Origin of the sequence: Calidifontibacter indicus (assembly GCF_003386865.1) — a bacterium.
GTDB lineage: Bacteria > Actinomycetota > Actinomycetes > Actinomycetales > Dermatophilaceae > Yimella > Yimella indica.
Window position 1 is genome coordinate 2,155,004 of the sequence record NZ_QTUA01000001.1, and the last position, 25,637, is coordinate 2,180,640.

Here is a 25,637-nt window from a genome sequence, read left to right on the forward strand (position 1 = left end):
AAGGTGAACCGCCCTGCCGGGATCGGGCGGAACGCCCAGCGGGATCCGGCGAGCCGACGCGGCCTGCGCGCCCACGCGATCACCGTCGTTGTCGCGGTCGTGTCGACCGTCGTCCTGCTCGGTTCGGCCCTGGCGCCGGGCCTGGTGCAGCGGTACGACCTGGGCTGGTCGCCAGATCCGCGGTTCACCCCCACGGTGCTCGGGTGGTTCGCACCGGCACCCAGGGTGGTGCCCAGCGATGCCTTCATAGTCATGCTCGGTCATGTTCTCGGAGCCGGCAGCGCCCAGAAGGTCGTGCTTTTCGCCGTCCTGTTCCTACCGGCGCTGGGGTGCGCTGCGCTCCTGCGCGAACTGCGCCCCACCGTCGGCCTCCCCGCCGTCTGCCTGTCGGTGCTTGCGGCCCAATGGAATCCGTTCGTCGCGGAGCGGTTCGCGCTCGGTCAGTGGACGGTGCTGTTGGGGTACGCCGCCGTCCCGTGGGCGTTGCGTGCTGCGGTTCGGGCGCGCCGTAGCGGGGGAGCGCGGTCGGTCTTCGTCGTCTGCGGGTGGTGTGCGATCGGCGGTTCGAACTCGCTGATCATGGTGCTGGCCGCGATGGTTCCCGTGCTGCTGTGGCCGCGCCCGGCATGGCGTGCTCTGGTCGCGGGGGCGGTCGGCACCGTGGTGCTCGGTGCGGCCTGGTGGCTGCCTTCGGTGTTCGCGAAGCCGATCTCGTCCGCGGAGGGCGCGCGTGCGTTCGCCGCCCGGTCCGACTCTCCTCTCGGGGTGTTCGGCTCGCTGCTCGGTGGTGGTGGCATCTGGAACCAGGCGGTGCTGCCGCCCGAGCGCAGTTCGCTCGTGCTGGCGCTCTTGGCTGCAGCGTTCCTGCTCGCCGGCATTGCCGCCGTGCCGTTCGTGCTCCGACCCGGGTGGGGGAGCGCCACACCTGACCGGGTGCCCGACGCCCTGCTCGCCTCGGCTGTGGTGGCGCTGCTGGTCGCGTTCGCGCCGGCGATACCCGGGGTGGGCGCGATCTGGGAGTTCGTCGTCACCACGGCTCCCGGCGGCGGACTGCTGCGCGACTCGCAGAAGTTGCTCGCGGCCTGGGTCGTCGTCGCGGCGGTGGGTCTCGGTGTCCTGCTCGAGCGACTGCGTCAGGTGCGGTCGGTGCGCCGACCGGTGGCCGCGCTCCTTGTTCTTCCGGTGTTGCTGATCCCGTCGACCGCGTGGGGCCAACAGGGAGCGATCCGCACCTCGCAGGTGCCGGACGACGTCCGTGCCGCCGCGACACTGCTGTCCGATGCGCCCGCGGGCGCCGTCGGCCTGTTGCCGTGGAGCCAGTACCGGCGGTACTCGTGGAACGACGGCCGGGTCTCGCTCGCGGTGCTTGCGCGCATGGTCGATCAACCCGTGATCTTCAACGACGCCCTGCCGCTGCGCGATCAGGTCATCCCGGGCGAAGACCCCACCGCCGCCCAGGTCTCCCGAGCCATCGCGGCCGGCCGCACCCCGCAGGACGCATTGCGGGCCGCCGGTGTGCGCTACATCGCGGTGGAACATCGGTCGGGTGGCGCGGCGACCGAGCCCGGCAAAGCGGCAGGTCGGGTGCTGGTGGACGGTCCGAACATCACCGTGGTCGAGGTCTCGACACAGCCGCCGGCCGCGCCGCCGTCACCGTGGGCGCACCGGTTCGGGTGGCTGGTCAGCCTGGCCGGTTTCGTCGGTGCGGGCGTCGCCGCCGTCGTCGGCCGGCGGGACCGCTCGCGGCGCGAAACGCCCGAGCCGGGGTTGTGACAAGAAAGTTACGCTGCGGTAGGGTTGGGCGCATGATCGAAACCATCGCCACCTTCGTTGTCGGTGCGGCTCTGGCCGGACTCGCTGTGTTCGCCGGAGTGAACAGCGCCACGTCCGCCGAGGTGCCCAAGGCGAAGCAGAGCCAGTCCGTCGCGGTCTACGACGGTAACTGACCGACCGAACTTTCGTTCGAAGCAGCGCCACCCCGCGGGTGGCGCTGCTTCGCGTTGTCCGATGCGACCCGCGCAACCGGGGGTCACGAGTGGTAGCAGTCGATGACCTCCTGCAGCAGGTTCTCCCACTTCTGCACGGCCTGCGGCCAGGTGAACTGCGCCGCGAACCGGGCGGCTTCGTCGCCCAGAGTGTGACGCAGCTTCTCGTCGGCCAGGAGCGCCTCGAGCGCCCCGGTGAAGGGTTCCTGTCCGTCGTCGACGAGCAGGCCGGTGCGGCCCTCCTGGATCGAATCTGCGACACCGCCCGCCGATCGGTAGGCGATGCTCGGGGTGTGGTGCGTCGCGGCCTCGACGACCACCAGTCCCCACCCCTCCTTGATGCTCGGCAGGGCGAGCACCCAACTCTCGCTGAGGATCCGCCGCTTCTCCCACTCCGAGACGTGGCCGGTGAACACGACCTGGTCGGCGATGCCCAAGTCGCGGCTCAGATCGCGCAGTTCACCGAGCCAGTATCCGGAGCCGACGACCCGCAGTTCGATTCCCGGGATCTTGTTCCGTAACGCGGCCACCGCTCGAATCGCGATCTCGACGCGCTTGTGCGGCACCAACCGGCCCAGCACGGTCACCACGGGATGGTCGGCCGGCCGAGCATCCTGATTCGTCAGGTCGGTGCCGTTGGGAATGATCGCGACGCGGTCGCCGTCGACGCCCAGCGCCACCAACTCCCGGCGGGTCGTCTCGGACACCGCGACGTACTGCGCCCGTCGGTAGGCAAAGGGCGCGAGCGCCGATTCCAGCTGCCAGCCGATCTTCGCGACCGTCGGGTTGAACGCGACCGGCCACTGCTCGCGGTGGACGTGGTGCACCAGATTCACCACGGGGTGGTGCGGTAGCGCCGCGGTCGACAGGAACGGCACTCCGTTCTGCACGTCGACGACCACGTCGGCGCGTAGGCGGCGGACCGCCTGGGAGGCGATGGCGCGGGTGTAGACCGAGTAGTGGCCGCCCTTGCGGATGTAGTTGACGCCGTTGACCACTTCACGGGGGAGTGCGCCGGGATACAGGGCGGTTCGGAAGGTGACGTGATGGCCGCGTGCGGCGAGCCCCTCGGCCACCTCCACCAGGTACTTCTCCGCGCCACCGGCCTCGGGATGCCCGAGATCACGCCAGTTGAGCAGCAGCACCGAGTAGGCCATCGAACCTCCGAAGTCGTGTCGCCGTCGTCCGCGGCGGGGGAATCGGGTTCTGGCACCATGTAGCCCGTGTCACAGAACGCCGGTTTGAAAAGTTATCGCACCACCCGCCGCTCCATCGGGTTGCTGCGCGCCTTTCGCCAGGAACAGCCACGGCCCGAACTGTTCTACGGCCCGCTTGCGACCGACACGGCGAACCTCGTCGAGCACTTCCACTCGCTGCAGGGCTCCACGGTGCTTGACATCGGTGCCGGCCCGGCACAGTTCGCGCGTGAGTTCGGTAGCCGCGGCGCGCGCTATGTCGCCCTGGAGGTTGCGCGCGAAGACCTCGATCGTGAGGTGAGCGCAGGCGTCGTGGGTCGCGGTCAGCAGCTCCCGTTCGCCGACGACAGCCTCGACGTGGCGATGTCGAGCAATGTCCTGGAACACGTGCCCGACCCGGACGTCTTCTCCGACGAGATGGTGCGGGTGACCCGTCCGGGCGGGTTGATCTTTCTGTCCTACACCTTGTGGTTGTCGCCGTGGGGTGGCCACGAGACGTCACCCTGGCACTACCTCGGCGGCGACTATGCGGCTCGACGCTACGAGCGCACGCATGGGCATCCGCCGAAGAACCGCTTCGGCACCTCGATGTTCGCCGCGTCGATGGCCGACGGGCTCGCCTGGGCTCGAGAGCAGAGGGGTGCTGAGGTGCTGTTCACCGGACCCCGTTACGCCCCCTGGTGGTTGCAGTGGGTCACCGGCGTGCCCGGGGTGCGCGAGGTCGTCGGGTGGAATCTGCTGATGGTGCTGCGCAAGCACGGAACGCCCGACGCCCGACCCGAGGCCTGAACCCGCCGGAATCGGTCGTCACGACACCGACTGTCGGGATGTGACGAGGATCGCATTTAGGGGGCTACTCGGTGGTAGCATCCCCGGAGTCGTCCTGCCAATGACACGAAAGGTTTTGGTGTGCGAAAAGTTCTCGGCCTCGTTCTGTTGGGGCTCTCCGGCTTCTTGATCGCAGCATCGTTGCTGCTGTTCCTGTGGGCCCCGGGCAAGGTCGAGCGGACCCCGCTGGATATCGACTCGATCACTCGGCTCACGGGCAAAGCCACCTATCTGTCGGAGGCGGAGACCCCGGTCAAGGCGATCAGCGCCAACCGTGTCGACGTCAAGGCGTCCAGCGACTCGGTCGTGCAGTTCAACGCGTTCACGTGCCTGGTGCGCGACCCCGACAACAACGTGCAGAACTGTGTGAAGGACAAGCGCCTCATCACCAGTGACGTCGACACCTTCGCGGCCGACCGGCACACCGCGCAGGCCGTGACCGACTACCCGAACCTGCCGACCGACGCCGTGCCGCACACGGGCCTGGTCAACAAGTTCCCGTTCAACGTCGAGAAGAAGACCTACAACTTCTGGGACGGCGTGCTCGGCAAGAGCGTGCCGGCCGAGTACAAGGGCACCGAGAAGATCCAGGGCCTGGAGACCTACAAGTTCGTGATCTCCTTCGCCGACCAGCCCGCCAAGGTCACTGCCGGTGTCGACGGCACCTACTCCGACGACAAGACGATGTGGGTCGACCCGGTCACCGGCTCGATCATCGACCAGCAGGACAAGCAGGTGCGCAAGCTGCAGAACGGCGACAACGCGATCACCCTCGACTTCGCGTTCACCGACGACACCGTGAAGAAGAACGTCCAGGACGCCAACGACAACCACAGCCAGTTGGGCCTCGTCAAGAACGCTCCGCTCGTGCTGCTCCCGCTCGGCATCATCGCCGGTGTGGTGGGTGCATTCCTCACCCTCGGCGCGCGCAACGCCGGTGGTCGTCACCGCAACGACGAAGTCGACTGGGACGACGCCGACCAGGACGCAACCTCGCGCGCCTGATCCAACCAGCGCCCACGAAGCCCGACGAAGCCCTGACCGCGCCGCGGTCAGGGCTTCGTCGCGAGATATATCGCGGTGCCCGGGATGACCTTGCCGCGGGTCGGACTCCAGCCGCCCCAGTCCGACTTGTTGTGGTCGGGCCAGGTCGGCTCCACGACGTCCTCGACGGTGAGGCCGGCGGCGACCATCTCCCGGATGCGACCGCCGAAGGTGCGGTGATGCTCGACGTACGTGACGAGGTCACCCGACCGCTCCACGTACGGTGTCGTGTCGAAGTAGTCGTACTGCGCCACCAGGCCCGACTTGTCCGGCACGTCGGGGAACGCCCACCGGAACGGGTGGGTGGTCGAGAAGGCGAGGCGTCCGCCGGGGCGCAGCACCCGCGCGAGTTCGCGCATCAACGATGCGGTGTCGGCGATGAAGGGCACGGCGCCGTATGCGGAGAACGCGATGTCGAAAGTGTCGTCGGCGAAGGGCAGCACGCCCGCGTCGGCCTGCACCATCGGCAGCGAGCGCCCCGCGCGTTCGTCGATCTCGCGGCCCACCTCGAGCATGCCGAGGGAGATGTCGGACGCCACCACCCGGGCACCCTGCGCCGCCATCCACCGGGCGCCCTGACCGGCGCCGGCTCCGAACTCCAGCACATCGCGTCCGGCGAGCCCTCGTCGATCGCCGAAGATCCGCAGCTCCTCCTCGGTCCAGCCCTCCGGACCCCAGACCAGTTGTTCGTCGCCGAGGAACGCGCCGTGCTCGAGGTAGTAGTCGCGGGCCTCGCCGTCCCACCACGCGCGCTGTGCGCGGGAGCTCTCCCGGTCGTCGACGTGGTGGTTCTTCCCGCGCCCGGCCGAGGAGCCGCCGGGCGTTGCCGAGTCGTCCATGATCCGAGTCCTTTCATCGGACGTTTTGGGTCCGAAAGTGGTTTTGCCCACGTCTTGCACAGCGGGTAGGATAAAGAGGCACTTTCGTGTGCGCAGTATCCCGTCGGTCATTCCGGTGGTTCGACGGGACGTCCTTATTGTCCAACTCAACCGTCCACCAAAGGTTTCCTACTACATGACTACCGCCACCACCTCCCAGATCGCGATCAACGACATCGGATCCGAGGAGGAGCTGCTCGCCGCGATCGACGCGACGATCAAGCACTTCAATGACGGCGACATCGTCGAAGGTGTCATCGTCAAGGTCGACCGTGACGAGGTTCTCCTCGACATCGGTTACAAGACCGAGGGCGTCATTCCCTCGCGCGAACTCTCCATCAAGCACGACGTCGACCCGACCGAGGTCGTTTCCGTGGGCGATGAGGTCGAGGCTCTCGTTCTCCAGAAGGAGGACAAGGAAGGCCGTCTGATCCTGTCCAAGAAGCGTGCGCAGTACGAGCGCGCCTGGGGCACGATCGAGAAGATCAAGGAAGAGGACGGCGTCGTCACCGGTACAGTCATCGAGGTCGTCAAGGGTGGCCTCATCCTCGACATCGGCCTGCGCGGCTTCCTGCCCGCCTCGCTGGTCGAGATGCGTCGTGTCCGCGACCTGCAGCCGTACGTCGGCAAGGAGGTCGAGGCCAAGATCATCGAGCTCGACAAGAACCGCAACAACGTCGTTCTGTCGCGCCGCGCCTGGCTGGAGCAGACCCAGTCCGAGGTGCGCACCACGTTCCTCAAGGAACTGCAGAAGGGCCAGGTCCGCTCGGGCGTCGTGTCCTCGATCGTCAACTTCGGTGCGTTCGTCGACCTCGGTGGCGTCGACGGTCTGGTGCACGTCTCGGAACTGTCCTGGAAGCACATCGACCACCCGTCCGAGGTTGTCGAGGTCGGTCAGGAAGTCACCGTCGAGGTGCTCGACGTCGACATGGACCGCGAGCGCGTCTCGCTGTCGCTGAAGGCGACCCAGGAAGACCCGTGGCAGCACTTCGCCCGCACCCACGCGATCGGTCAGGTCGTCCCGGGTAAGGTCACCAAGCTCGTTCCGTTCGGTGCGTTCGTGCGCGTCGAGGATGGCATCGAGGGTCTGGTCCACATCTCCGAGCTGGCCGAGCGCCACGTGGAGCTGCCGGAGCAGGTCGTCACCGTCGGCACCGAGCTGTTCGTCAAGGTCATCGACGTCGACCTGGAGCGCCGCCGCATCTCGCTGTCGCTCAAGCAGGCCAACGACGACGCCGCCGGTGCGAACGACTTCGACCCGACGCTGTACGGCATGGCCGCCGAGTACGACGACCAGGGCAACTACAAGTACCCCGAGGGCTTCGACCCGGAGACCAACGAGTGGCTCGAGGGTTACGAGACCCAGCGCGAGGCCTGGGAGGCGCAGTACGCCGACGCCCACGCCCGCTACGAAGCGCACCAGGCCCAGATCGAGGCCGCCCGCAAGGCCGACGCGGAGGCTGTCGCCACCGCTGCGACCGCGCCGACCTCGTACTCCTCCGGTGGCGAGACCACCTCGGCTCCGGCCGAGGGCACCCTCGCTTCGGACGAGGCACTGGCCGCGCTGCGTGAGAAGCTCACCGGCAACTGAGCTGACTGACGTCGGCACAGCGGCCTGAAAGGCCCCGCCCACCGTTTCGGTGGGCGGGGCCTTTCTCGTTCGCTCACTCTCGCGAAAGTTTGCGGTTTCGTGCACGTGCGTTGCGTGTCGTGCGAACTTTCGGCTCACGGGGCCCGCGGAAGTTTGCAGGTTTGCGCGCGAGGGTCCCGTGTGATGTCTCAGGACATCGGTGACAGTTCTGCATCAGGACATCGGTGACAGTTGGTGTCTCAGGACATCACATGCGCGTGCGTCACGGGTCATGCAAACTTTCGGAAAGGCGGGCTCGCGAGATGTTGCAACTTCGTGCGCGTGCGTCGCGCGTCGCGCAAACTTTCGGGGGAGGCGGGGTCGTGTCAGCCGCGGCCGAAGAGCGTGCCGCCGTTGACCTGGAGAATCTGCCCGGTCGTCCAGCCGGAGTTGGGGGAGGCCAGGTAGGCGACGGCCTCCGCGACTTCTTCGGGGGTGCCCGGCCGCTTCATCGGGATGGGCGCGATGCGGCCCTCGACGATGCTGGGGTCGCGGGCGATGCGGCCGGCCCAGAACGGCGTGCCGGGTACGAACCCCGGTGCGACGGAATTGACCGTGATGCCGTCGGCCGCGAGTTCACCGGCAAGGCTCAGCACCCATGCGTTGACCGCGGCCTTGGCCGCGCCGTACGCACCCGAACCACGCAGTGCCGCAATGGAGCTCATCGCGATGATGCGACCTCCCGGGCGCGGCATGTGGTCGAGCAGGGCCTGCGTGATGAGCACCGCCGACAGCACATTGCCGTCGAAGTCGGCCCGCCACGCCTGGGCGGTCTCCTGCAGCGTCTTCGCCCCGAGACCGTAGTTGCCGCCGGCGTTCGCGACCAACACGTCGATCGGGCGCCCCGTCTTCAGTTCCGCGGCCAGCCGCTCCACATCGTCCGGCACTGTGAGGTCGCAGGTGCGGGTCGCGATGCGCGCGGTCGGCGCGCCCTCGCGCAGCTCGGCAGCGGCAGACTCCAGTGGTTCCGCGCGGCGCCCGACCAGGATGAGGTCGGGGTCTTCGCGCAGCAGCCGGTGAGCGATGGCCTTGCCGATGCCGGTGCCGCCGCCGGTGATCACGATGCGTCGGGTCATGGCGTCAAGAGTAGGTCGCCGAGTGCCGTCATCGGGCGTACGCCTCGGCCGTCCATAAGTGGGTCAGCGCGTAGGCCCGCCAGGGCCGCCACGCCTGCGAGGCGCGGTGCGCCTCGGCCGGTGTGACGCCGTCCAGGGCCCGGCGCAGCACGGCGTCGCCGGGCGTGAACGCGTCCCGGTCGCCGAGCGCGCGAAGGGCGAGGTAGTCAGCCGTCCACGGCCCGATGCCGGGCAGCGCAAGCAACGCGGCCCGGGTGCCGACGGGGTCCTGCGGGTCGAGCCGCAGTCCGTCGGCCAACGCCTGCGCCAGCACATGCACCGTGCGGGCCCGCGCACCGGTCAACCCGATCGTGGCCCGCAGTTCGTCGACGTCGACGGACGCGACGGTGTGCGGCGTCGGCGCGAGCGTCCACGGACCGCCGGGAAGTTCGGCGGCGACGGGGGAGCCGTACGCCTCGACGAAGCGTGCCTGCAGGGTGCGGGCGCCGCGCAGCGTGACCTGCTGACCGAGCACGGTGAACAGTGCGCACTCGCTGCGGTCGACCGCGCCGGCCACCCGCAGCCCTGGTCGCGCCGCGACCAGGGCTGCGAGACGAGGGTCGAGGGAGAGGGCCCGGTCGATCTGCACCGGGTCGGCGTCGAGGTCGAGCCAGCGGCGCACGATCGCGACCAGTTGTGGTGCGTCGGCAGGGTCGCTGAGGTGCAGCGTCACAGGCACCTCGGACGCGTCGTCATCGAGGTGGAGGTCGACCTCGACGAGGGCGGGTCCACCGGGCGCTGCGACGACGCGGCGATGGACGCCGTCGACCTGAGTCTCGAGCGCCGGCACCGCGTGCGCCCGCAATGCAGCCGCGAGGGCGGTCGCCGCGAACGGCGGGCGCACCGGCAACCGCAGGTCGGATCGGGTTGTCACCCGGGCATTCTCGCCGGTGTCGGGGGCGGCCGGTACATTCGGCGCCATGATGCGGATCGGGCTGACCGGCGGAATCGGATCGGGCAAGTCGACGGTGTCGAAGGTGCTCGCCGGGCTCGGCGCGGTGATCGTCGACGCCGACCTCATCGCGCGGGAGGTGGTCGAGCCGGGCACGCCGGGGTTGGCCGCCATTCGCGCGGAGTTCGGCGCCGAGGTGTTGCAGCCCGACGGGTCCCTCGACCGACCGGCGCTCGGTGCGGTCGTGTTCGCCGACCCCGAGCGTCGCCGCGCGCTCGAGGCGATCACCCACCCACTCATCGGGCAACGCACGCAGGAACTGTTCGCGCAGGCTCCCACCGATGCGGTCGTCGTGCACGACATGCCGCTGTTGGTCGAGCTCGGCCAGACCGACGGTTACCACCTGATGCTCATCGTCGACGTGCCCGAGGAGGTGCGGCTGACCCGGCTCGTCGAACAACGCGGCATGGCCGAGGCCGATGCCCGTGCCCGCATCGGCGCCCAGGCCACCGACGCCCAGCGCCGGGAGGCGGCCGACGTGCTGCTCGACAACAGCGGCACCCCGGAGCAGCTCACCGAATCGTTGACATCCTTGTGGCACAACCGGATTCGACCCTACGCAGACAACCTGGTGGCCGATCGGGCGGTGCGTCGGCCCGACGCCGTGACCATCACCGAACCCGACCCGACCTGGGCTGCGCAGGGGCGTCGCCTCTCCCGGCGCCTCGTCCACCAACTCGGCCGGGCCGGATTCGAGGTCGAGGTCGACCACATCGGGTCGACGTCGGTGCCCGGTCTGGCCGCGAAGGACGTCATCGACCTCCAGGTGCGGGTGTCCGACCTCGGCATCGCCGAGACTCCCACCTTCCGCGAGGCGTTGCGTGCCGCCGGGTTCGTCGATCTGCGCCCCAATCAAGACGAACCCAAGCCGTGGGCGCCCGACCCCGAGCAGTGGCGCAAGCTCTACGCCAACGGGGCCGACCCGGCCAGGGTCACGCACCTGCATGTCCGCACCGCGTCCGGGCCGGCCGCGCAGGTGGCCTTGCAGTTCCGTGACTGGCTGCGCGCCCACGACGCCGAGCGCGATGCCTATGCCGCGGTCAAACGCGAGATCGCGCGCGCGCACCCGGGTGGCAGCCCGGAGACCAAGCAGGACTACGTGCAGGCGAAGGAACCGTGGTTCGCACAGGCGCTGCCGCGTGCACGCGAGTGGGCCCGGGCCACCGGGTGGGCGAACCCTTCGACCCACTGATTCCCGCACCCGAAGTCGAAGCACGTCGAACTACCGGAAATCGCCTCTTCATGAGATATAGAGAACCTAAGTAAATGCCCGAGGAGAGGCAACGTTGAGTCACGGTTCAGATACCAGCGCAGGGACGTCGAGCATGTTCCGGCAACCCAGCGCGGTGTGCGGTGGGGCCTGGGCAATGCGCTCTTCATCGCCACCTCGCTGGCCGTGATCGTGGCCTCCGCGTCGGGCGGCCTCGCCAGCGCGATCATCCTCTACGAAACAGCCTTCGACGTCGGCATCGCGTTCGGCCCGCTGCTCGGCGGCATGCTCGGCAACATGAGCTGGCGGCCCGTTCTTCGGTGTTTCGGTGCTCATGGCGATCGCGCTGGTGGCCACCGTGCTGTTCGTTCCGGAACAGCCCAAGCCGGCCCGGCGCACCTCGGTGTTCGCACCGCTCAAGGCGCTCAAGCACCGCGGTCTGTTGACGATGAGCATCACCGCCCTGCTGTACAACTGGGCCTTCTTCATCGGCATCAACAACGTGCTCACCACCCAGGCGGTCATGGTGATCAGCCCGCGGCCAACTCGTCGCGGCGGCGGTCGAGCCAGCGCACCATGGGGGTGGCGACCACCCCGTGCACCAGCACCGACAACGCGACGGTGAACCCGCCGATCGACCAGAGTTCGGCCTCGTGCGGCAGGTTGCTGTGCGACGACGCGTACGCCAGGTAGTAGAGCGTGCCGATGCCGCGCACCCCGAGGAACGCGGTGGCGAACCGTTCGCGCGGGCCGAGCCGGCCGTCGCCCGCGACATCGACCGTGGTGCGATTCCAGAGGGCGAGCGAGCCGGTGAGCGGGCGCACCACGAAGATCAGCAGCACCGCGACCAGCGCGCCGCCCCAGGTGAGGTCGCGCAGCATGCCGTCGGTGAGTGCCGCGCCGAGCAGGAGCAGCACCAAAAGCGTCAGCAGGTGTTCGAGCCGTTCGATCACCCCGTGCATGTGGTCGTGGTAGGCGTGCGTCGGGTTGCCGGCGCGCATCTGCAGCGCACACACGAACACCGACAGGAACGCCCAGCCGTGCAGCAACTCGCCGAGGCCGTATGCGATCAGCGGCGCCACGACGACCAGCAGCGGGTCGCCCAGGTCGGCGAACCGCAGACCGCGCGGCGCACGGAACGCCAACCGTCCGAGCACGGTGCCCACGGCCCATCCGACGGCGACGCCGATCACGGTGCGCCCGACGAGATCCCAGGCGATCCAGGACGCGATGTCCGCGGCGGTGAGCGTGCCGGTGGCCACCATGCTCAGGCCGAGCACCACGAAGGGGAAGGCCGCACCGTCGTTGAGGCCGGCTTCGGACGTGAGCGCGAAACGCACCTCGTCGTCCTCGTCCAGCTCGTCCAGCTCGTCCAGCTCGTCGTCGTGTTGTTCGCCGTCGCCGTCGCCGTCGACCGTGGGGCCGCCGACCTGCACGTCGGACGCGAGCACCGGATCGGTGGGTGCCAGTGACCCGGCGAGCACGAGCGCGGCCGCAGGCACGAGCCCGGCCAGCCACCAGCCGAGCAGTGCAGTGGCCAGGATCGCCAGCGGCATCGCCACCAGGATCAGCCGCCAGGTGGAGTTCCAGCGGCGCCAGGCGGCGCGGGTGCGGTGCAACGGGCGGTCGAGCGCGATGCCGACACCGGTGAGCGCCACGATGATCGTCACCGTCGTGAGCTGCTCGGCGAGTGCAGGGTGCTGCAGCGGGTCGAGGCTGAACCCGTTCGGCATCGGCAACAGCCCGGCCAGCAGGCCGATCGAGAGCAGGACGATGGGTGCCGAGACCGCGCGGTTCTCAGTGAGCCGCGGCAGGAGCAATCCGACGAAGAGCGCGACGCCGATGATGAGGTAGGCCGCGGCGATGTAGGTGTTGGGACTCATCGGTGCCGACGGTGCCGATGATGGAGGCAGGGGGAGATGCGCACCCGCGTATCCTCCCAGCACCGGCTGCCGTTCGACATCCCAACCCGGGGTCGCTGCGGGCGGCCGCTCGCGTCGGCCAGGCGGACGGTCGCAGTGACGTCGTCGTGAGGTTGTCGGTGCGCGGTCGTACCGTTGACCCATGCGCCCGACTACTGACCTGCAACGCCGCGTCGCCCCGTTCGAGGTGGTCTCCGAATTCACCCCGAGCGGCGACCAGCCGACGGCCATCGCCGACCTCACCAAGCGGATCAAGGCGGGGGAGCAGGACATCGTGCTGCTGGGGGCGACCGGCACCGGCAAGTCGGCGACGACCGCCTGGCTGATCGAACAAGTGCAGCGACCGACCTTGGTGATGGCGCCGAACAAGACGCTCGCCGCCCAGTTGGCGGGGGAGTTCCGCGACCTGCTGCCCAACAACGCGGTCGAGTACTTCGTCTCCTACTACGACTACTACCAACCCGAGGCCTACATCCCGCAGACGGACACCTACATCGAAAAGGACTCCTCGATCAACGACGAGGTCGAGCGGCTGCGTCACTCGGCCACCAACTCGCTGTTGACCCGCCGCGACGTGATCGTGGTGGCCTCGGTGTCGTGCATCTACGGCCTGGGCACGCCCCAGGAGTACGTCGACCGGATGGTGCCGCTGAAGGTCGGGCAGCAACTCGACCGCGACGACCTGCTGCGCCGATTCGTGCAGATGCAGTACACCCGCAACGACCTCGCGTTCACCCGCGGCACCTTCCGGGTGCGCGGCGACACCGTCGAGATCATCCCGGTCTACGAAGAGCTTGCGATCCGCATCGAGTTCTTCGGCGACGAGATCGAGCGCATCTACACCCTGCACCCGCTGTCGGGTGAGGTGATGCGTGAGGAGGACGAGATGTACGTCTTCCCGGCCTCCCACTACGTCGCCGGTCCGCAGCGGATGGAGCGGGCGATCACCGGCATCGAGAAGGAGCTCGAACAGCGGTTGGCGCAGTTCGAGAAGCAGGGCAAGTTGCTCGAGGCGCAGCGCCTGCGGATGCGCACGACCTACGACATCGAGATGATGCGTCAGGTCGGCTCCTGCTCGGGCATCGAGAACTACTCCCGTCACATCGACGGGCGCAGCGCCGGCACCGCGCCGAACACCCTGCTCGACTACTTCCCCGAAGACTTCCTGCTGGTCATCGACGAGTCCCACCAGACGGTGCCGCAGATCGGCGCCATGTTCGAGGGCGACATGTCCCGCAAGCGGATGCTCGTCGACCACGGGTTCCGACTGCCCAGCGCGATGGACAACCGTCCGCTGAAGTGGGAGGAGTTCCTCGAGCGGATCGGTCAGACGGTCTACCTGTCGGCGACCCCGGGCGACTACGAGCTCGCGAAGTCCGACGGTGTGGTCGAGCAGGTCATCCGCCCGACCGGGCTGGTCGATCCCGAGATCGTGCTCAAGCCGACCAAGGGCCAGATCGACGACCTGCTGCACGAGATCCGCGAGCGCACGGCCAAGGACGAACGCGTGCTGGTCACGACGCTCACCAAGAAGATGGCCGAAGACCTCACCGACTACCTCCTGGAGAAGGACGTGCGGGTGCGCTACCTGCACTCCGAGGTCGACACGCTGCGCCGGGTCGAGCTGCTGCGGGAGCTTCGGCTGGGCGAGTTCGACGTGTTGGTCGGTATCAACCTGCTGCGGGAGGGTCTCGACCTCCCGGAGGTGTCGCTGGTCAGCATCCTCGACGCCGACAAGGAGGGCTTCCTGCGCTCGACCCGATCGCTGATCCAGACGATCGGACGTGCCGCCCGCAACGTGTCGGGGCAGGTGCACATGTACGCCGACAAGATCACCCCGTCGATGCAGGACGCCATCGACGAGACGGCGCGCAGACGCGAGAAGCAGTTGGCCTACAACAAGGAGAACGGCGTCGACCCGCAGCCGCTGCGCAAGAAGATCGCCGACATCACCGACATGCTCCAACGCGAGGACGCCGACACCGATGCCCTGCTCGGCAGCGGTCGCACCCAGTCGCGCGGCAAGGGACGCGGCCGCGGCACGGTCGTCGGTGACGCCGAGGTCGCCGGGGCGTCACGCACCCAGAACATGCCGGCTGCCGAACTCGCGCAACTCATCCAGGAGCTCACCGAACAGATGCACCAGGCGGCCGCCGACCTGCACTTCGAACTGGCGGCTCGATTGCGCGACGAGCTGTCCGACCTCAAGAAGGAACTGCGCCAGATGACGGCCGCCACCAGCTGACGAACTCCTACCCGCTGTAGCAGTGGGCGGACGCGGTTTCGTAGGGTCGGGGCGTGTCCGAGCCCTCCATCACCGCGCCCTCGTCCGTCCACCCGTCCGCCAAGGTGTTCAAGGTGGCGGCCGTGCTCGAAGCCCTGTCCTGGTTGGGTCTGCTCATCGGGATGTTCTTCAAATGGGTGCTCGACACCACCGAGAAGGGCGTGCAGATCATGGGTCCGATCCACGGCACGCTGTTCATGTTCTACGTCATCTCGACCCTCTGGGCGGCCGCGGCGCACAAGTGGACCGGCAAGCAGACCGTGCTCGGCCTCGTGTCGAGCATCCCGCCGCTGATGACCCTGTGGTTCGAGAAGCACGCCGAGCGCGCCGGCATCCTGTCGCACAGCGCCCGGCCCACCCGCTGAGTTCCGTCGAAACTCCCAGTCGAGGGCTCAGTCGGTGACGACCGGCTCCTTCGGTTGCTTCGACCCCATGATGATGGCGCTGGCCGCGACCACCAGGGCCATGCCGACCAACTGAACCGGCCCCAAAGTCTGGTCGAGCACGATCAGACCCGCCAACGCGGCGACCGCCGGCTCGAGGCTGAGCAACACCCCGAACACCGACGCGCTGATCCGGCGCAGCGCGACGAGTTCGAGGCTGTACGCGATCAGTGACGACAGCATCGCCACCCCGAAACCCTTGGCGAGGATCTCGGGCTCGAGCAGTTTGCTGCCGGCGGTGAACGCGCCGACCGGCACCAGCAAGGCAGCACCCAACAGCAACGCGATCGCCAGTCCGTCGAGTTGTTCGAACCGTCGCGCGGTGTGGCCGCCGGTCACGATGTAGGCCGCCCAGAAGACTCCGGCGAGCAAGGCGAAGAACATGCCGGTGTGGTCGAGGTCGGCCCAGGGCGTCGACAAGGCCTCGGAGATCAGCAGCACACCGACCGCCGCCGCCAGCACCGCGACGAAATCACGCAGCCGCCGCGACAACACCGCGGACAAGGTCAGCGGGCCGATGAACTCGATCGTCACCGCGACACCGATGGGCAGCCGGGTCAAGCTCTCGTAGAAGCTGAGGTTCATCGCCGCCAACGAGCCGGCGTAGAGGATCACCGTGCCCCAGTCGGCCCGCGTGCGACCACGCAGGCGCGGACGCACGACGGCAGCAATCACGATCGCCGAGATCGTCAGTCGGAGTGCGACCGAACCCGCCGCGCCGACGGCCGGCACGAGGGTGGCGGCGAGCGCACCACCGAATTGCACCGAGACGACGGCCGCGAGCACGAGTGCCGGAGCGGGAATCCGCTCGAGCGAGCCTGCGGTCAAGAGGTGAAGCGTCCCGCCCCGACGAGGGTGCGTCGACGGCTTTCCCCGAGAGGTTCCTCCACTACCTGCGCGCCCGACTCCGGGGCGTGCAGCATGGTCCCCGGGGAGATCACGATGCCGACGTGGTGCACCGTCTCGCCCGGGTGCGCGAAGAAGTACAGGTCACCGAACCGCTCCTCACCGGCTGCAATGCTGCGCGCGGCGGTGTGCTGATCGTGGGCGTCCCGCGGCAGCACGACACCCAGTTCACGCGCGGCATGGTGCACCAGCCCGGAGCAGTCCAGCCCTTCCTCGGTGAGGCCGCCCCACAGGTACGGCAACCCGAGGTGCCGGCGGGCACGGTCGACGAACTCCGCGGCGTCCAAGGACCCGTCGCCGACAGTGACGGCGTGTTCGGGGCGGGTCGACGCGAGGTGCGCGCTGCGCACCCAGCCCCGGTAGCCGGCGTAGCCGCCCTCGGCGGACGCGGCCGGCTGCAGCGGGCAGCTGACCCGCGACCAACCCTCGACCGACTCCTGCACCACCACCGGTTCACAGCAGCTCAACTCGGAGTCGAGACGGTCGTACAGCCCGAGCCGTCCGTCCTGCTCGCGGTCGGTCGCGGCGTCCATCCCCCGCAACCACTCGCCGTGGTCAGGTCGATCACGCAGGAAGGCTTCGTCGACGCTGCGGGTGCGGTCGGGCGCGCGCCACAAGCCGGTGACGGGCACCGACACCCATGCCTCACCAACCACGGGCGTGCCACTCCGGCAGGGCCGGACGCTCGGTGCCGATGGTGGTGTCGTCGCCGTGACCGGGGTAGACCCAGGTCGAATCGTCGAAGCGGCCGAACAAGCGCTCCTCGACGTCTGCGATCAGCTGGGGGAACGACTGGTAGTCATAGTGATTCGTGGCGCCGACGCCGCCGGGGAAGAGCGAGTCGCCGGAGAAGAGGTGATCGGTTCCGTCGGCGTCGCGGAACGACAACGCGACCGAACCGGGGGTGTGACCGCGCAGGTGGGTGGCGGTGACGACCAGGTCGCCGACCGTCAGCGTGTCACCGTCGTGCAGGAGCGTGGCGGTGGGGACGTCGATCGCGTCGGCGTCGTCGGCACCGGCGTACGTCGGCGCGCCCAGGTGCGCGACGGCCTCGGCGAGCGCTCCCACGTGGTCGTGGTGGCGGTGGGTGGTCGCGATCGCCACGACCTGCGCCCCGGACGCCTCGACCATCTCCTGCAGTTTCGGCCAATCGGCCGCCGCGTCGATCAGTAGCGCCTGCCCGTCCGACTCGATCAGGTAGGCGTTGTTGCTCATGGAGCCGACGCTGCGCTTGTGGATGCGGGCGTTGCCGACATCCCGCGTCTGAGCATCGCCGCCCGGCTGCACCTTGCCGTCGTACGTGGTCATCGATGTCCTTCGTCTGTCCTACGGTCGCCGTGCACTCGCGTCGCGGAGCGCACCCTGTGTCGATTCGGTCTTGATCGGTGCCGGTTCGTACCCCAAACCGACCGCACCACCCTACGTCCGATCAGTCGGTGCCGGGCCGGTCCGCCTCGGCCGCAGCCAGTTCGACGGCCGCGCCGACGAGGGTGAGGTGGCTGAAGGCCTGCGGGAAGTTGCCGACCATCCGGTTGTTCTCGACGTCGTACTCCTCGGCGAGCAGCCCGACGTCGTTGCACAGGGCGACCAGGCGCTGCATCAGCCGGTGGCCGTCGTCGACGCGCCCGGCGCGGGCGTAGGCCGAGACCAGCCAGAACGAGCACGCGAGGAACGGGTGCTCGTCGCCCGGCAGACCGTCGACGCCCGCCTCGGTGCGGTAGCGCAGCAGCAACCCGTCGCGCATGAGGTCGTGCTCGATGCGCTCGATGGTGCCGAGCACGCGGGGGTCGTCGCCGGGAAGGAACTTCACCAGCGGGATCAGCAGCAGGCTGGCGTCGACCTCGGTCGTGTCGTAGTGCTGCACGAACGAGTTGATCTCTTGGTTGAAACCCTTCTCGAGGATCTCGGCGCGCACCTGGTCGCGGATCTCCCGCCAGCGTTCGAGCGGGCCCTCGGCGCCGTGCTCCTCGACCGCGCGGATCGCACGATCGAACGCCGCCCACACCATCACCCGGGAGTGGGTGAAATGGCGCAGCGGCCCGCGGATCTCCCAGAGTCCGTTGTCGGGCTCGGTCCAGTGCTCGGCGAGTTCCTCCACCAGCGCACGCTGGATCGCCCAGCCGCGGTCGGAGTCGGACAGCCCCATCGCCCGGGCGTCCTGCAAGGCGATCATCACCTCGCCGAGCACGTCGGTCTGGCGCTGGTCGACCGCGCCGTTGCCGATGCGCACGGGCTTGGATCCGGCGTAGCCGGGCAGGTGGTCGAGTTCGCGTTCGGGCAGATCCCGACCGCCGTCGACGGCATACATGATCTGCATGTCCTCGGGGTCACCGGCGATCGCACGGATCAGCCAGTCACGCCACAGATCGGTCGCCTCGACGAAACCGGCACCGAGCAGCGCCTCGAGAGTGAGCGCTGCGTCCCGCAACCAGCAGTAGCGGTAGTCCCAGTTGCGCACCCCGCCGAAGTCCTCGGGCAGGCTCGTCGTCGGGGCGGCGACGATGCCGCCGCGTCGGGTGTCGGTGAGCAACCGCAGCACCAGCAGCGAGCGCACGACGGCGTCCTCGTACGGCCCGCGATAGGTGCACTGGGCGGCCCACGCCTGGGAGGTCTCGAAGGTCCTCGCCACGCGCCGCTCGACATCTGTCGGTGGCGGCACCGGTTTCCACGACGCGAACCAGTTCATCGTGAACTCCTCGCGGTCCCCGGCCTTCATGGTCCAGCGGTCGCGGTGGGTTCCGTCCTCGGCGTGCGGCGAGCGCGAACTGCGCAGCACCAACATGTCGGGGCCGGCGATGGCGGTCAGCGCCTCGGGTTCGTCGTCGGCCCGCTCCAGGTGCGTCACCCACGGCCGGGTGCGGCCGTAGTTGAACCGCACGATCCACTCGTGCTGCATCTCGACCTCGCCCTCGACACAGTCGACGATGCGCACGAGGTCGGCCCGTTCCATGCCCAAGGGCATCAGGTCGGTCACCTTCACGGCGCCGGTGGCGGTGCGGTGCGTGGTCTCCAGGATCGAGGTGTTGCCCACGTATCGCCGGGTCGTCTCCGCCTCCGCAAACGGACGCAGCAGCCACCGCCCGTGCTCGGGACGACCCAACAGGTTGGTGAAGCATGACGCGCTGTCGAACCGGGGGAGGCACAGCCAGTCGATCGACCCGAACCGACTGACCAGCGCGGCCGTCTCCGTGTCGCCGATGACGGCGTAATCCTCGATCGGGGTGGTCTCGGGTTCGGCGGCGCGGCGCACCTCGTCGTGAATGTCCTCGAGCATCGCGCCAGCGTAACGGTCAGCGCAGCGGCCGTGCGGGATGGTCGCGGCAGCACCCCGAAGGGTGATTTCGGGCACGCTCGGTGGCCACCGGAGCTCACCGAATCGGAGGTTGTCGGTGGGCGCGCCTAGCATTGCGGACGTGCCTGCCCAGACCCCGTCCACCGCACCCTCGACCGCCCGCGACCACCTGCGGATCAGCGGCGCGCGCGAACACAACCTCAAGAACATCAGCGTCGACCTGCCGCGCGACAGCCTCGTCGTGTTCACCGGGCTGTCCGGCTCGGGCAAGTCGTCGCTGGCGTTCGACACGATCTTCGCCGAGGGCCAGCGGCGTTACGTCGAGTCGCTGTCGGCCTATGCCCGCCAGTTCCTCGGACAGATGGACAAGCCCGACGTCGACTTCATCGAGGGCCTGTCGCCGGCGGTGTCGATCGACCAGAAGTCGACCAACCGCAACCCGCGCTCGACGGTCGGCACGATCACCGAGGTCTACGACTACCTGCGTCTGCTCTACGCGCGCGCAGGTCGTCCGCACTGCCCGATCTGCGGTGAGCCGGTCGGCCGGCAGACCCCGCAGCAGATCGTCGACCAGCTGATGCAGTTGCCCGACCGCACCCGGTTCCAGGTGCTCGCACCCGTCGTGCGCGAACGCAAGGGTGAATACGTCGACCTGTTCGGCGAGCTGCAGACCAAGGGCTACTCGCGTGCCCGGGTCGACGGCGAGGTCGTCACCCTCAGTGAACCGCCCACGCTGGCGAAGCAGAAGAAGCACTCGATCGACGTCGTCGTCGACCGGCTGGTGGCCAAGGGGCCTGAAGACCGGTCGGGCAAGCAGCGGCTGACCGACTCGATCGAGACCGCGCTCGGCCTCGCCGGTGGCATCGTGCTCATCGAGTTCGTCGACAAGGAAGCCGGCGACCCCGAACGGGAGCGCCGCTTCTCCGAGAAGATGGCCTGCCCCAACAACCACCCGCTGGCGATGGACGAGATCGAGCCGCGGTCGTTCTCGTTCAACAGCCCGTTCGGTGCGTGCCCGGTGTGTGCCGGTCTCGGCACCGAGCTCGAGGTCGACCCCGACCTCCTCGTGCCCGACGAGGACAAGTCGATCGTCGACGGCGCCATCCTGCCGTGGACGACCGGTGGCACCTCCAGTGACTACTTCACCCGGGTGATCGGTGCCCTCGGCGCCGACCTCGGGTTCTCGCTCGACACCCCCTGGCGCGCGCTGCCCGAACGGGCCAAGGAAGCGCTCCTGTACGGCCAGAACTACAAGGTGCACGTGCGGTTCAAGAACCGCTACGGGCGCGAGCGCAGCTACACCACCGGCTTCGAGGGGGTGGTGCCGTTCATCAAGCGGCGCCACTCGGAGACCGACTCCGACTGGAGCCGGGAGAAGTACGAGGGCTACATGCGCGAGGTGCCGTGTCCCACCTGTAAGGGGTCGCGGCTCAAGCCCGAGACCCTCGCGGTCACCGTCGGCGGCAAGTCGATCGCAGAGGTCTCCGCGCTGCCGATCTCCGAAGCCGCCACCTTCCTGCCCGGGGTCGACTTCACCCCGCGCGAGCGGCAGATCGCCGAGCAGGTGATCAAGGAGATCAACGCCCGGCTCGGCTTCCTGCTCGATGTCGGCCTCGACTACCTGTCCCTCGACCGTCCGGCCGCGACTCTGAGTGGCGGTGAGGCACAACGGATTCGGCTCGCGACGCAGATCGGGTCGGGTCTGGTCGGCGTGCTCTACGTGCTCGACGAGCCGTCGATCGGGCTGCACCAGCGCGACAACCACCGGTTGATCGAGACCCTCACCCGGCTGCGCGACCTCGGCAACACGTTGATCGTCGTCGAACACGACGAAGACACCATCGCGACGGCCGACTGGGTGATCGACATCGGCCCGGGCGCGGGGGAGCACGGCGGTGAAGTGGTGCACGCGGGCCCGGTGAAGGACCTGCTGGCCAACACCCGGTCGATCACCGGCGACTACCTCGCCGGACGTCGGCAGATCGAGACGCCGGCGGTACGCCGTCCGCAGGACGGCCGGCAGATCGTGGTGCGCGGCGCGCGGGAGCACAACCTGCAGAACGTCGACGTCGCGATCCCGCTCGGCAATCTCGTCGCCGTCACGGGCGTCTCCGGCTCGGGCAAGTCGACCTTGGTCAACGACATCCTCTACAACGTGCTGGCCAACCAGCTCAACGGTGCGCGGCACGTGCCCGGCCGGCACCGCACGGTCGAAGGTCTCGACCAACTCGACAAGGTGGTGCACGTCGACCAGAGCCCGATCGGGCGCACCCCGCGCAGCAACCCGGCCACCTACACCGGCGTCTTCGACAACATCCGCAAGCTGTTCGCCGAGACCACCGAGGCGAAGATCCGCGGTTACCAACCGGGCCGGTTCTCGTTCAACGTCAAGGGCGGTCGCTGCGAGGCGTGCGCCGGCGACGGCACGATCAAGATCGAGATGAACTTCCTGCCCGACGTCTACGTGCCGTGCGAGGTCTGCCACGGAGCGCGCTACAACCGCGAGACGCTCGAGGTGCACTTCAAGGGCAAGACGATCGCCGAGGTGCTCGACATGCCGATCGAGGAGGCGAAGGGCTTCTTCGCCGCGGTGCCGGCGATCGCGCGGCACATGAACACCCTCGTCGACGTCGGTCTGGGCTACGTCCGGCTCGGTCAGCCCGCGCCGACGCTCTCCGGTGGTGAGGCCCAGCGGGTGAAGCTCGCCTCCGAGCTGCAGAAGCGTTCGACCGGTCGCACGATCTACGTGCTCGACGAGCCCACGACGGGGCTGCACTTCGAAGACATCCGCAAGTTGCTCGGCGTGCTGCAGGGCCTGGTCGACAAGGGCAACACGGTCGTCGTCATCGAGCACAACCTCGACGTCATCAAGTCGGCCGACTGGCTGGTCGACATGGGTCCCGAGGGCGGGTTCCGTGGCGGCACGGTCGTCGCCGAAGGCACCCCCGAAGACGTCGCCGCCGTCGAGGCGAGCCACACCGGACGCTTCCTGCGGCCGCTGCTGGAGGCGGCCGGCAAGCCGCGTCCGTCGCAGGCGCGGGGCAAGGGTGCACGGACGGCGCCGACCGCACCGACCGTGGCGGCGAAGGCCGGAGGCGGCGCCGCGAAACGGGCCACCGCCAGTGCGCCCACTGCCAAGAGTGCGGCGAAGAGTGCCGCGAAGAGTCCGGCCAAGAGTCCGGCCAAGAGTCCGGCCAAGAGCGCGACCAAGCGGGCGGCCACGAAGGCGGCCGCACCGAAGAAGTGATCGGCCGGCAGCGCACTCCTCAGCAAACTCCTAGCGACCACCCGGACGCCTTCCGGGGGTCACTCTGCGACGATGGTTGCCGGATCAACGTCCTAGCGGAAGGCCTGTCATGAGCGACCAGAAACGACCCACCGACCGCCGCAGCGTGCTTCGTGGACTCGGCGTCGTCGCCGCTGCGGGCGGTCTCGCCGCCTGCAGCAAGGACGACGTCGACGCGGCCAAGACCAGCGCGTCCGACCTCGGCTCGTCCGCCAGTTCCGGGGCCTCGCAGGCCGCCGGGAGCGCGTCGTCGGCAGCGTCGTCGGTGTCGTCGTCGGTGTCGGCGGAGGTCTCCGGCGACAGCATCCCGACCGCGAAGGTGCCGGTCGGCAGCGGCTACATCGACGCCGACAAGAAGATCGTGGTCAGCCAGCCGGAGGCCGGGCAGTTCAAGGCGTTCAGTTCCATCTGCACCCACGAGTCCTGCCCGATCACCCGCATCGACGGCGATGCCGCGGTGTGCACGTGTCACGGCAGCGCGTTCTCGCTGTCCGACGGCTCTGTCGTCAACGGCCCGGCCGACAAGCCGTTGTCGGAAAAGAAGGTCGCGGTCGACGGCGCGAACCTCATCGTCTCCTGAGTCTGCCGCTGAGCCGGCCACTGACCCGACGGCTTGCCCTTGTCGGTGGCGATGCTGTCGGTGGCGATGCATAGGCTTGAGCTGTGGCTGACCCGTCGACCTACCGTCCGAAACCAGGAGACATCCCGGTAGACCCGGGGGTCTACCGTTTCCGCGACAAGGACGGCCGGGTCATCTACGTCGGCAAGGCCAAGTCGCTGCGCAGCCGGCTTTCGTCCTACTTCCAGGACATCACCGCGCTCCATCCGCGCACCCGCACGATGGTGCTCACCGGCGCGTCCGTCGAATGGACCGTCGTGCGCAACGAGGTCGAGGCGCTGCAACTCGAGTACTCCTGGATCAAGGAGTTCGACCCGCGCTTCAACGTCAAGTACCGCGACGACAAGTCTTATCCCTACCTCGCCGTCACGATGGGCGAGGAGTTTCCCCGCGCGCAGGTGATGCGCGGCGCGAAGCGCAAGGGCACCCGCTACTTCGGCCCCTACGCGCACGCCTGGGCGATCCGGGAGACGCTCGACCAGTTGTTGCGGGTCTTTCCGGTGCGCACGTGCAGCGGAGGCGTCTTCAAGCGGGCCGGTCAGGTGGGGCGCCCCTGCCTGCTCGGCTACATCGAGAAGTGCTCGGCGCCGTGCGTCGGCAATGTGTCGGCCGAGGAGCACCGCGAGATCGCCGAGGAGTTCTGCGACTTCATGGACGGCAACACCGGCCGGTTCGTGAAGCGGCTCGAGCAGCAGATGAAGCAGGCTTCGGCCGAACTCGACTACGAGACCGCCGCCCGCCGGCGCGACGACATCGTCGCGTTGCGAAAGTCGTTGGAGCACAGCGCGGTTGTGCTGGGCGACAAGACCGACACCGACGTGTTCGGCGTCGCCGACGACGACCTCGAGGCGGCCGTGCAGGTGTTCCACGTGCGCGGCGGACGGGTGCGCGGCCAGCGCGGCTGGGTCGTCGACAAGGAGGCCGAGGGCGACCTCGCTCTGGCCGAGGTGATCGAGCGGCTGCTACAGCAGGTCTACGGCGAGGAGTCGGGGCAAGGCGTGCCGCGCGAGGTGCTGGTGCCGGTGCTGCCCGCCGATGTCGACTCGATGGCCGAATGGCTCACCGAACGACGCGGCGCGCAGGTGTCGTTGCGGGTGCCGCAGCGGGGCGACAAGAAGACCCTGATGGAGACGGTCACCCGCAACGCGACCCAGTCGCTGGCCCGGCACAAAGTGGCCCGCGCCGGCGACCTCACCGCGCGCAGTCAGGCCCTGCAGGAACTCCAGGAGTATCTCGACCTGCCGCAGGCACCGTTGCGCATCGAGTGTTACGACGTCAGCCACGTCCAGGGCACCAACGTCGTCGCCAGCATGGTGGTCTTCGAGGACGGACTGCCGCGCAAGTCGGAGTACCGCAAGTTCGGGGTGCGCGGCACCCGCACCGAGTCGGGCGAGCTGCGTCTCGACGACACCGCCGCCATGGACGAGGTGCTCACCCGGCGTTTCCGCCGGTATCTCGCCGAACGGGAGAACGCCGGAGACGTCGAACTCGACGACTTGGACGACGACGCGCCCACGTCCGGACCGATCGACGAGACCACCGGAAAGCCGCGCCGGTTCGCCTACCCGCCGCAACTTGTCGTCGTCGACGGCGGCAAGCCGCAGGTCAGTGCGGCCACCCGGGCGTTGCGCGAGCTAGGCATCGACGACATCCCGGTGGTCGGCCTCGCGAAGCGGCTGGAGGAGGTCTGGGTCGACGGCGACGACTTCCCGGTCATCCTGCCGCGCACCAGCGAGGGTCTCTACCTGCTGCAGCGGGTACGTGACGAGGCACACCGGTTCGCGATCAGCTTCCACCGCCAGCGGCGCAGCAAGTCGATGACCGTGTCGGCCCTCGACGGCATCCCCGGCTTGGGCGAGGTGAAGCGCAAGGCGTTGCTGAAGCATTTCGGCTCGGTCAAGAAGGTGCGGGCCGCGACCGCCGAGGAGATCCGCGAAGTCGACGGCATCGGTCCGTCGCTTGCGGAGGCGATCCGCACGCATCTGGGCCAAGATGATGCTGCACCCGCGGTCAACCTGACCACGGGAGAGGTTCTGGAGTAGGGACG

At 68.7% G+C, this 25,637-nt stretch carries 21 protein-coding genes; 11 read left to right on the top strand and 10 right to left on the bottom strand.

Translation table 11 applies throughout. From position 1 onward, the window contains the following. Nucleotides 1-3 precede the first annotated feature (3 nt). Entirely contained in the window at nt 4-1,773 is a 1,770-nt protein-coding gene (locus tag DFJ65_RS10255) for an MmpA family trehalose lipid delivery protein (protein ID WP_147301371.1), read from the top strand. Between the two features lie 32 nt (nt 1,774-1,805). Further along, entirely contained in the window at nt 1,806-1,946 is a 141-nt protein-coding gene (locus tag DFJ65_RS17485) for a hypothetical protein (protein WP_170144060.1), read from the top strand. 83 nt (nt 1,947-2,029) lie between these two features. Here the strand turns inward: DFJ65_RS17485 and DFJ65_RS10260 are convergent, their stop codons facing one another. Further along, a complete protein-coding gene (locus DFJ65_RS10260) occupies nt 2,030-3,142 on the bottom strand; it encodes a glycosyltransferase family 4 protein (protein WP_115922941.1) in 1,113 nt (370 codons plus the stop codon). A gap of 66 nt (nt 3,143-3,208) precedes the next feature. On the opposite strand from DFJ65_RS10260, the gene DFJ65_RS10265 reads away from it, so the two are divergent. Continuing rightward, entirely contained in the window at nt 3,209-3,970 is a 762-nt protein-coding gene (locus DFJ65_RS10265) for a class I SAM-dependent methyltransferase (RefSeq protein WP_245950166.1), read from the top strand. Between the two features lie 120 nt (nt 3,971-4,090). Then, complete coding sequence (gene pgfA, locus DFJ65_RS10270; RefSeq protein WP_115922942.1) at nt 4,091-5,014, top strand: cell envelope lipid trafficking protein PgfA; 924 nt, start codon at nt 4,091-4,093, stop codon at nt 5,012-5,014. Nucleotides 5,015-5,061: 47 nt separating this feature from the next. Here pgfA and DFJ65_RS10275 read toward each other — a convergent pair whose 3' ends face one another. Beyond that, a complete protein-coding gene (locus tag DFJ65_RS10275; RefSeq protein ID WP_115922943.1) occupies nt 5,062-5,892 on the bottom strand; it encodes a class I SAM-dependent methyltransferase in 831 nt (276 codons plus the stop codon). Nucleotides 5,893-6,067: 175 nt separating this feature from the next. Here DFJ65_RS10275 and rpsA point away from each other — a divergent pair, with 175 nt between their 5' ends. Next, complete coding sequence (gene rpsA, locus DFJ65_RS10280; RefSeq protein ID WP_115922944.1) at nt 6,068-7,522, top strand: 30S ribosomal protein S1; 1,455 nt, start codon at nt 6,068-6,070, stop codon at nt 7,520-7,522. 365 nt (nt 7,523-7,887) lie between these two features. Here the strand turns inward: rpsA and DFJ65_RS10285 are convergent, their stop codons facing one another. Continuing rightward, nucleotides 7,888-8,637 (bottom strand): SDR family NAD(P)-dependent oxidoreductase, encoded by a 750-nt coding sequence (locus DFJ65_RS10285; RefSeq protein ID WP_115922945.1) that lies wholly within the window; start codon nt 8,635-8,637, stop codon nt 7,888-7,890. Between the two features lie 28 nt (nt 8,638-8,665). Further along, nucleotides 8,666-9,550 (bottom strand): DNA-3-methyladenine glycosylase family protein, encoded by an 885-nt coding sequence (locus tag DFJ65_RS10290; protein ID WP_245950167.1) that lies wholly within the window; start codon nt 9,548-9,550, stop codon nt 8,666-8,668. A 46-nt stretch (nt 9,551-9,596) separates the two neighbouring features. Between DFJ65_RS10290 and coaE the strand changes: the two genes are divergently transcribed. Continuing rightward, nucleotides 9,597-10,820: a dephospho-CoA kinase gene (gene coaE / locus DFJ65_RS10295; protein WP_115922946.1), complete on the top strand. Its 1,224-nt coding sequence runs from the start codon at nt 9,597-9,599 to the stop codon at nt 10,818-10,820. Nucleotides 10,821-10,919: 99 nt separating this feature from the next. On the opposite strand, the gene DFJ65_RS17810 is transcribed toward coaE, so the two are convergent. After that, nucleotides 10,920-11,363 carry a hypothetical protein gene (locus DFJ65_RS17810; protein ID WP_211308415.1) on the bottom strand — a complete coding sequence of 148 codons (444 nt, stop codon included), beginning with the start codon at nt 11,361-11,363 and terminating at the stop codon, nt 10,920-10,922. A 5-nt stretch (nt 11,364-11,368) separates the two neighbouring features. Next, entirely contained in the window at nt 11,369-12,721 is a 1,353-nt protein-coding gene (locus DFJ65_RS10305) for a cation:proton antiporter (RefSeq protein ID WP_115922947.1), read from the bottom strand. A 181-nt stretch (nt 12,722-12,902) separates the two neighbouring features. On the opposite strand from DFJ65_RS10305, the gene uvrB reads away from it, so the two are divergent. Together uvrB and DFJ65_RS10315 are read left to right on the top strand one after the other, a co-directional pair. Next, complete coding sequence (gene uvrB / locus DFJ65_RS10310) at nt 12,903-15,005, top strand: excinuclease ABC subunit UvrB (protein WP_115922948.1); 2,103 nt, start codon at nt 12,903-12,905, stop codon at nt 15,003-15,005. Nucleotides 15,006-15,058: 53 nt separating this feature from the next. Beyond that, nucleotides 15,059-15,409: a DUF3817 domain-containing protein gene (locus DFJ65_RS10315; protein WP_245950168.1), complete on the top strand. Its 351-nt coding sequence runs from the start codon at nt 15,059-15,061 to the stop codon at nt 15,407-15,409. 27 nt (nt 15,410-15,436) lie between these two features. Here DFJ65_RS10315 and DFJ65_RS10320 read toward each other — a convergent pair whose 3' ends face one another. The 4 genes from DFJ65_RS10320 to DFJ65_RS10335 form a co-directional block, all read right to left on the bottom strand. Continuing rightward, nucleotides 15,437-16,315 carry an EamA family transporter gene (locus DFJ65_RS10320; protein WP_245950169.1) on the bottom strand — a complete coding sequence of 293 codons (879 nt, stop codon included), beginning with the start codon at nt 16,313-16,315 and terminating at the stop codon, nt 15,437-15,439. Next, a complete protein-coding gene (locus tag DFJ65_RS10325; protein ID WP_147301372.1) occupies nt 16,312-17,031 on the bottom strand; it encodes a C40 family peptidase in 720 nt (239 codons plus the stop codon). Before DFJ65_RS10325 ends, DFJ65_RS10320 begins: the two co-directional genes overlap by 4 nt. A gap of 7 nt (nt 17,032-17,038) precedes the next feature. After that, a complete protein-coding gene (locus DFJ65_RS10330) occupies nt 17,039-17,701 on the bottom strand; it encodes an MBL fold metallo-hydrolase (protein ID WP_115922950.1) in 663 nt (220 codons plus the stop codon). Between the two features lie 121 nt (nt 17,702-17,822). Then, nucleotides 17,823-19,667, bottom strand: coding sequence for a glycoside hydrolase family 15 protein (locus DFJ65_RS10335; RefSeq protein ID WP_115922951.1), 1,845 nt, complete (start codon nt 19,665-19,667; stop codon nt 17,823-17,825). A 139-nt stretch (nt 19,668-19,806) separates the two neighbouring features. Between DFJ65_RS10335 and uvrA the strand changes: the two genes are divergently transcribed. The 3 genes from uvrA (at nt 19,807) to uvrC (ending at nt 25,632) form a co-directional block, all read left to right on the top strand. Continuing rightward, complete coding sequence (gene uvrA / locus DFJ65_RS10340; protein ID WP_245950170.1) at nt 19,807-22,932, top strand: excinuclease ABC subunit UvrA; 3,126 nt, start codon at nt 19,807-19,809, stop codon at nt 22,930-22,932. Nucleotides 22,933-23,041: 109 nt separating this feature from the next. Next, nucleotides 23,042-23,551 (top strand): Rieske (2Fe-2S) protein, encoded by a 510-nt coding sequence (locus tag DFJ65_RS10345; protein WP_115922953.1) that lies wholly within the window; start codon nt 23,042-23,044, stop codon nt 23,549-23,551. A gap of 83 nt (nt 23,552-23,634) precedes the next feature. Beyond that, nucleotides 23,635-25,632, top strand: coding sequence for an excinuclease ABC subunit UvrC (gene uvrC, locus DFJ65_RS10350; protein WP_115922954.1), 1,998 nt, complete (start codon nt 23,635-23,637; stop codon nt 25,630-25,632). The last annotated feature ends 5 nt before the right edge of the window (nt 25,633-25,637 follow it).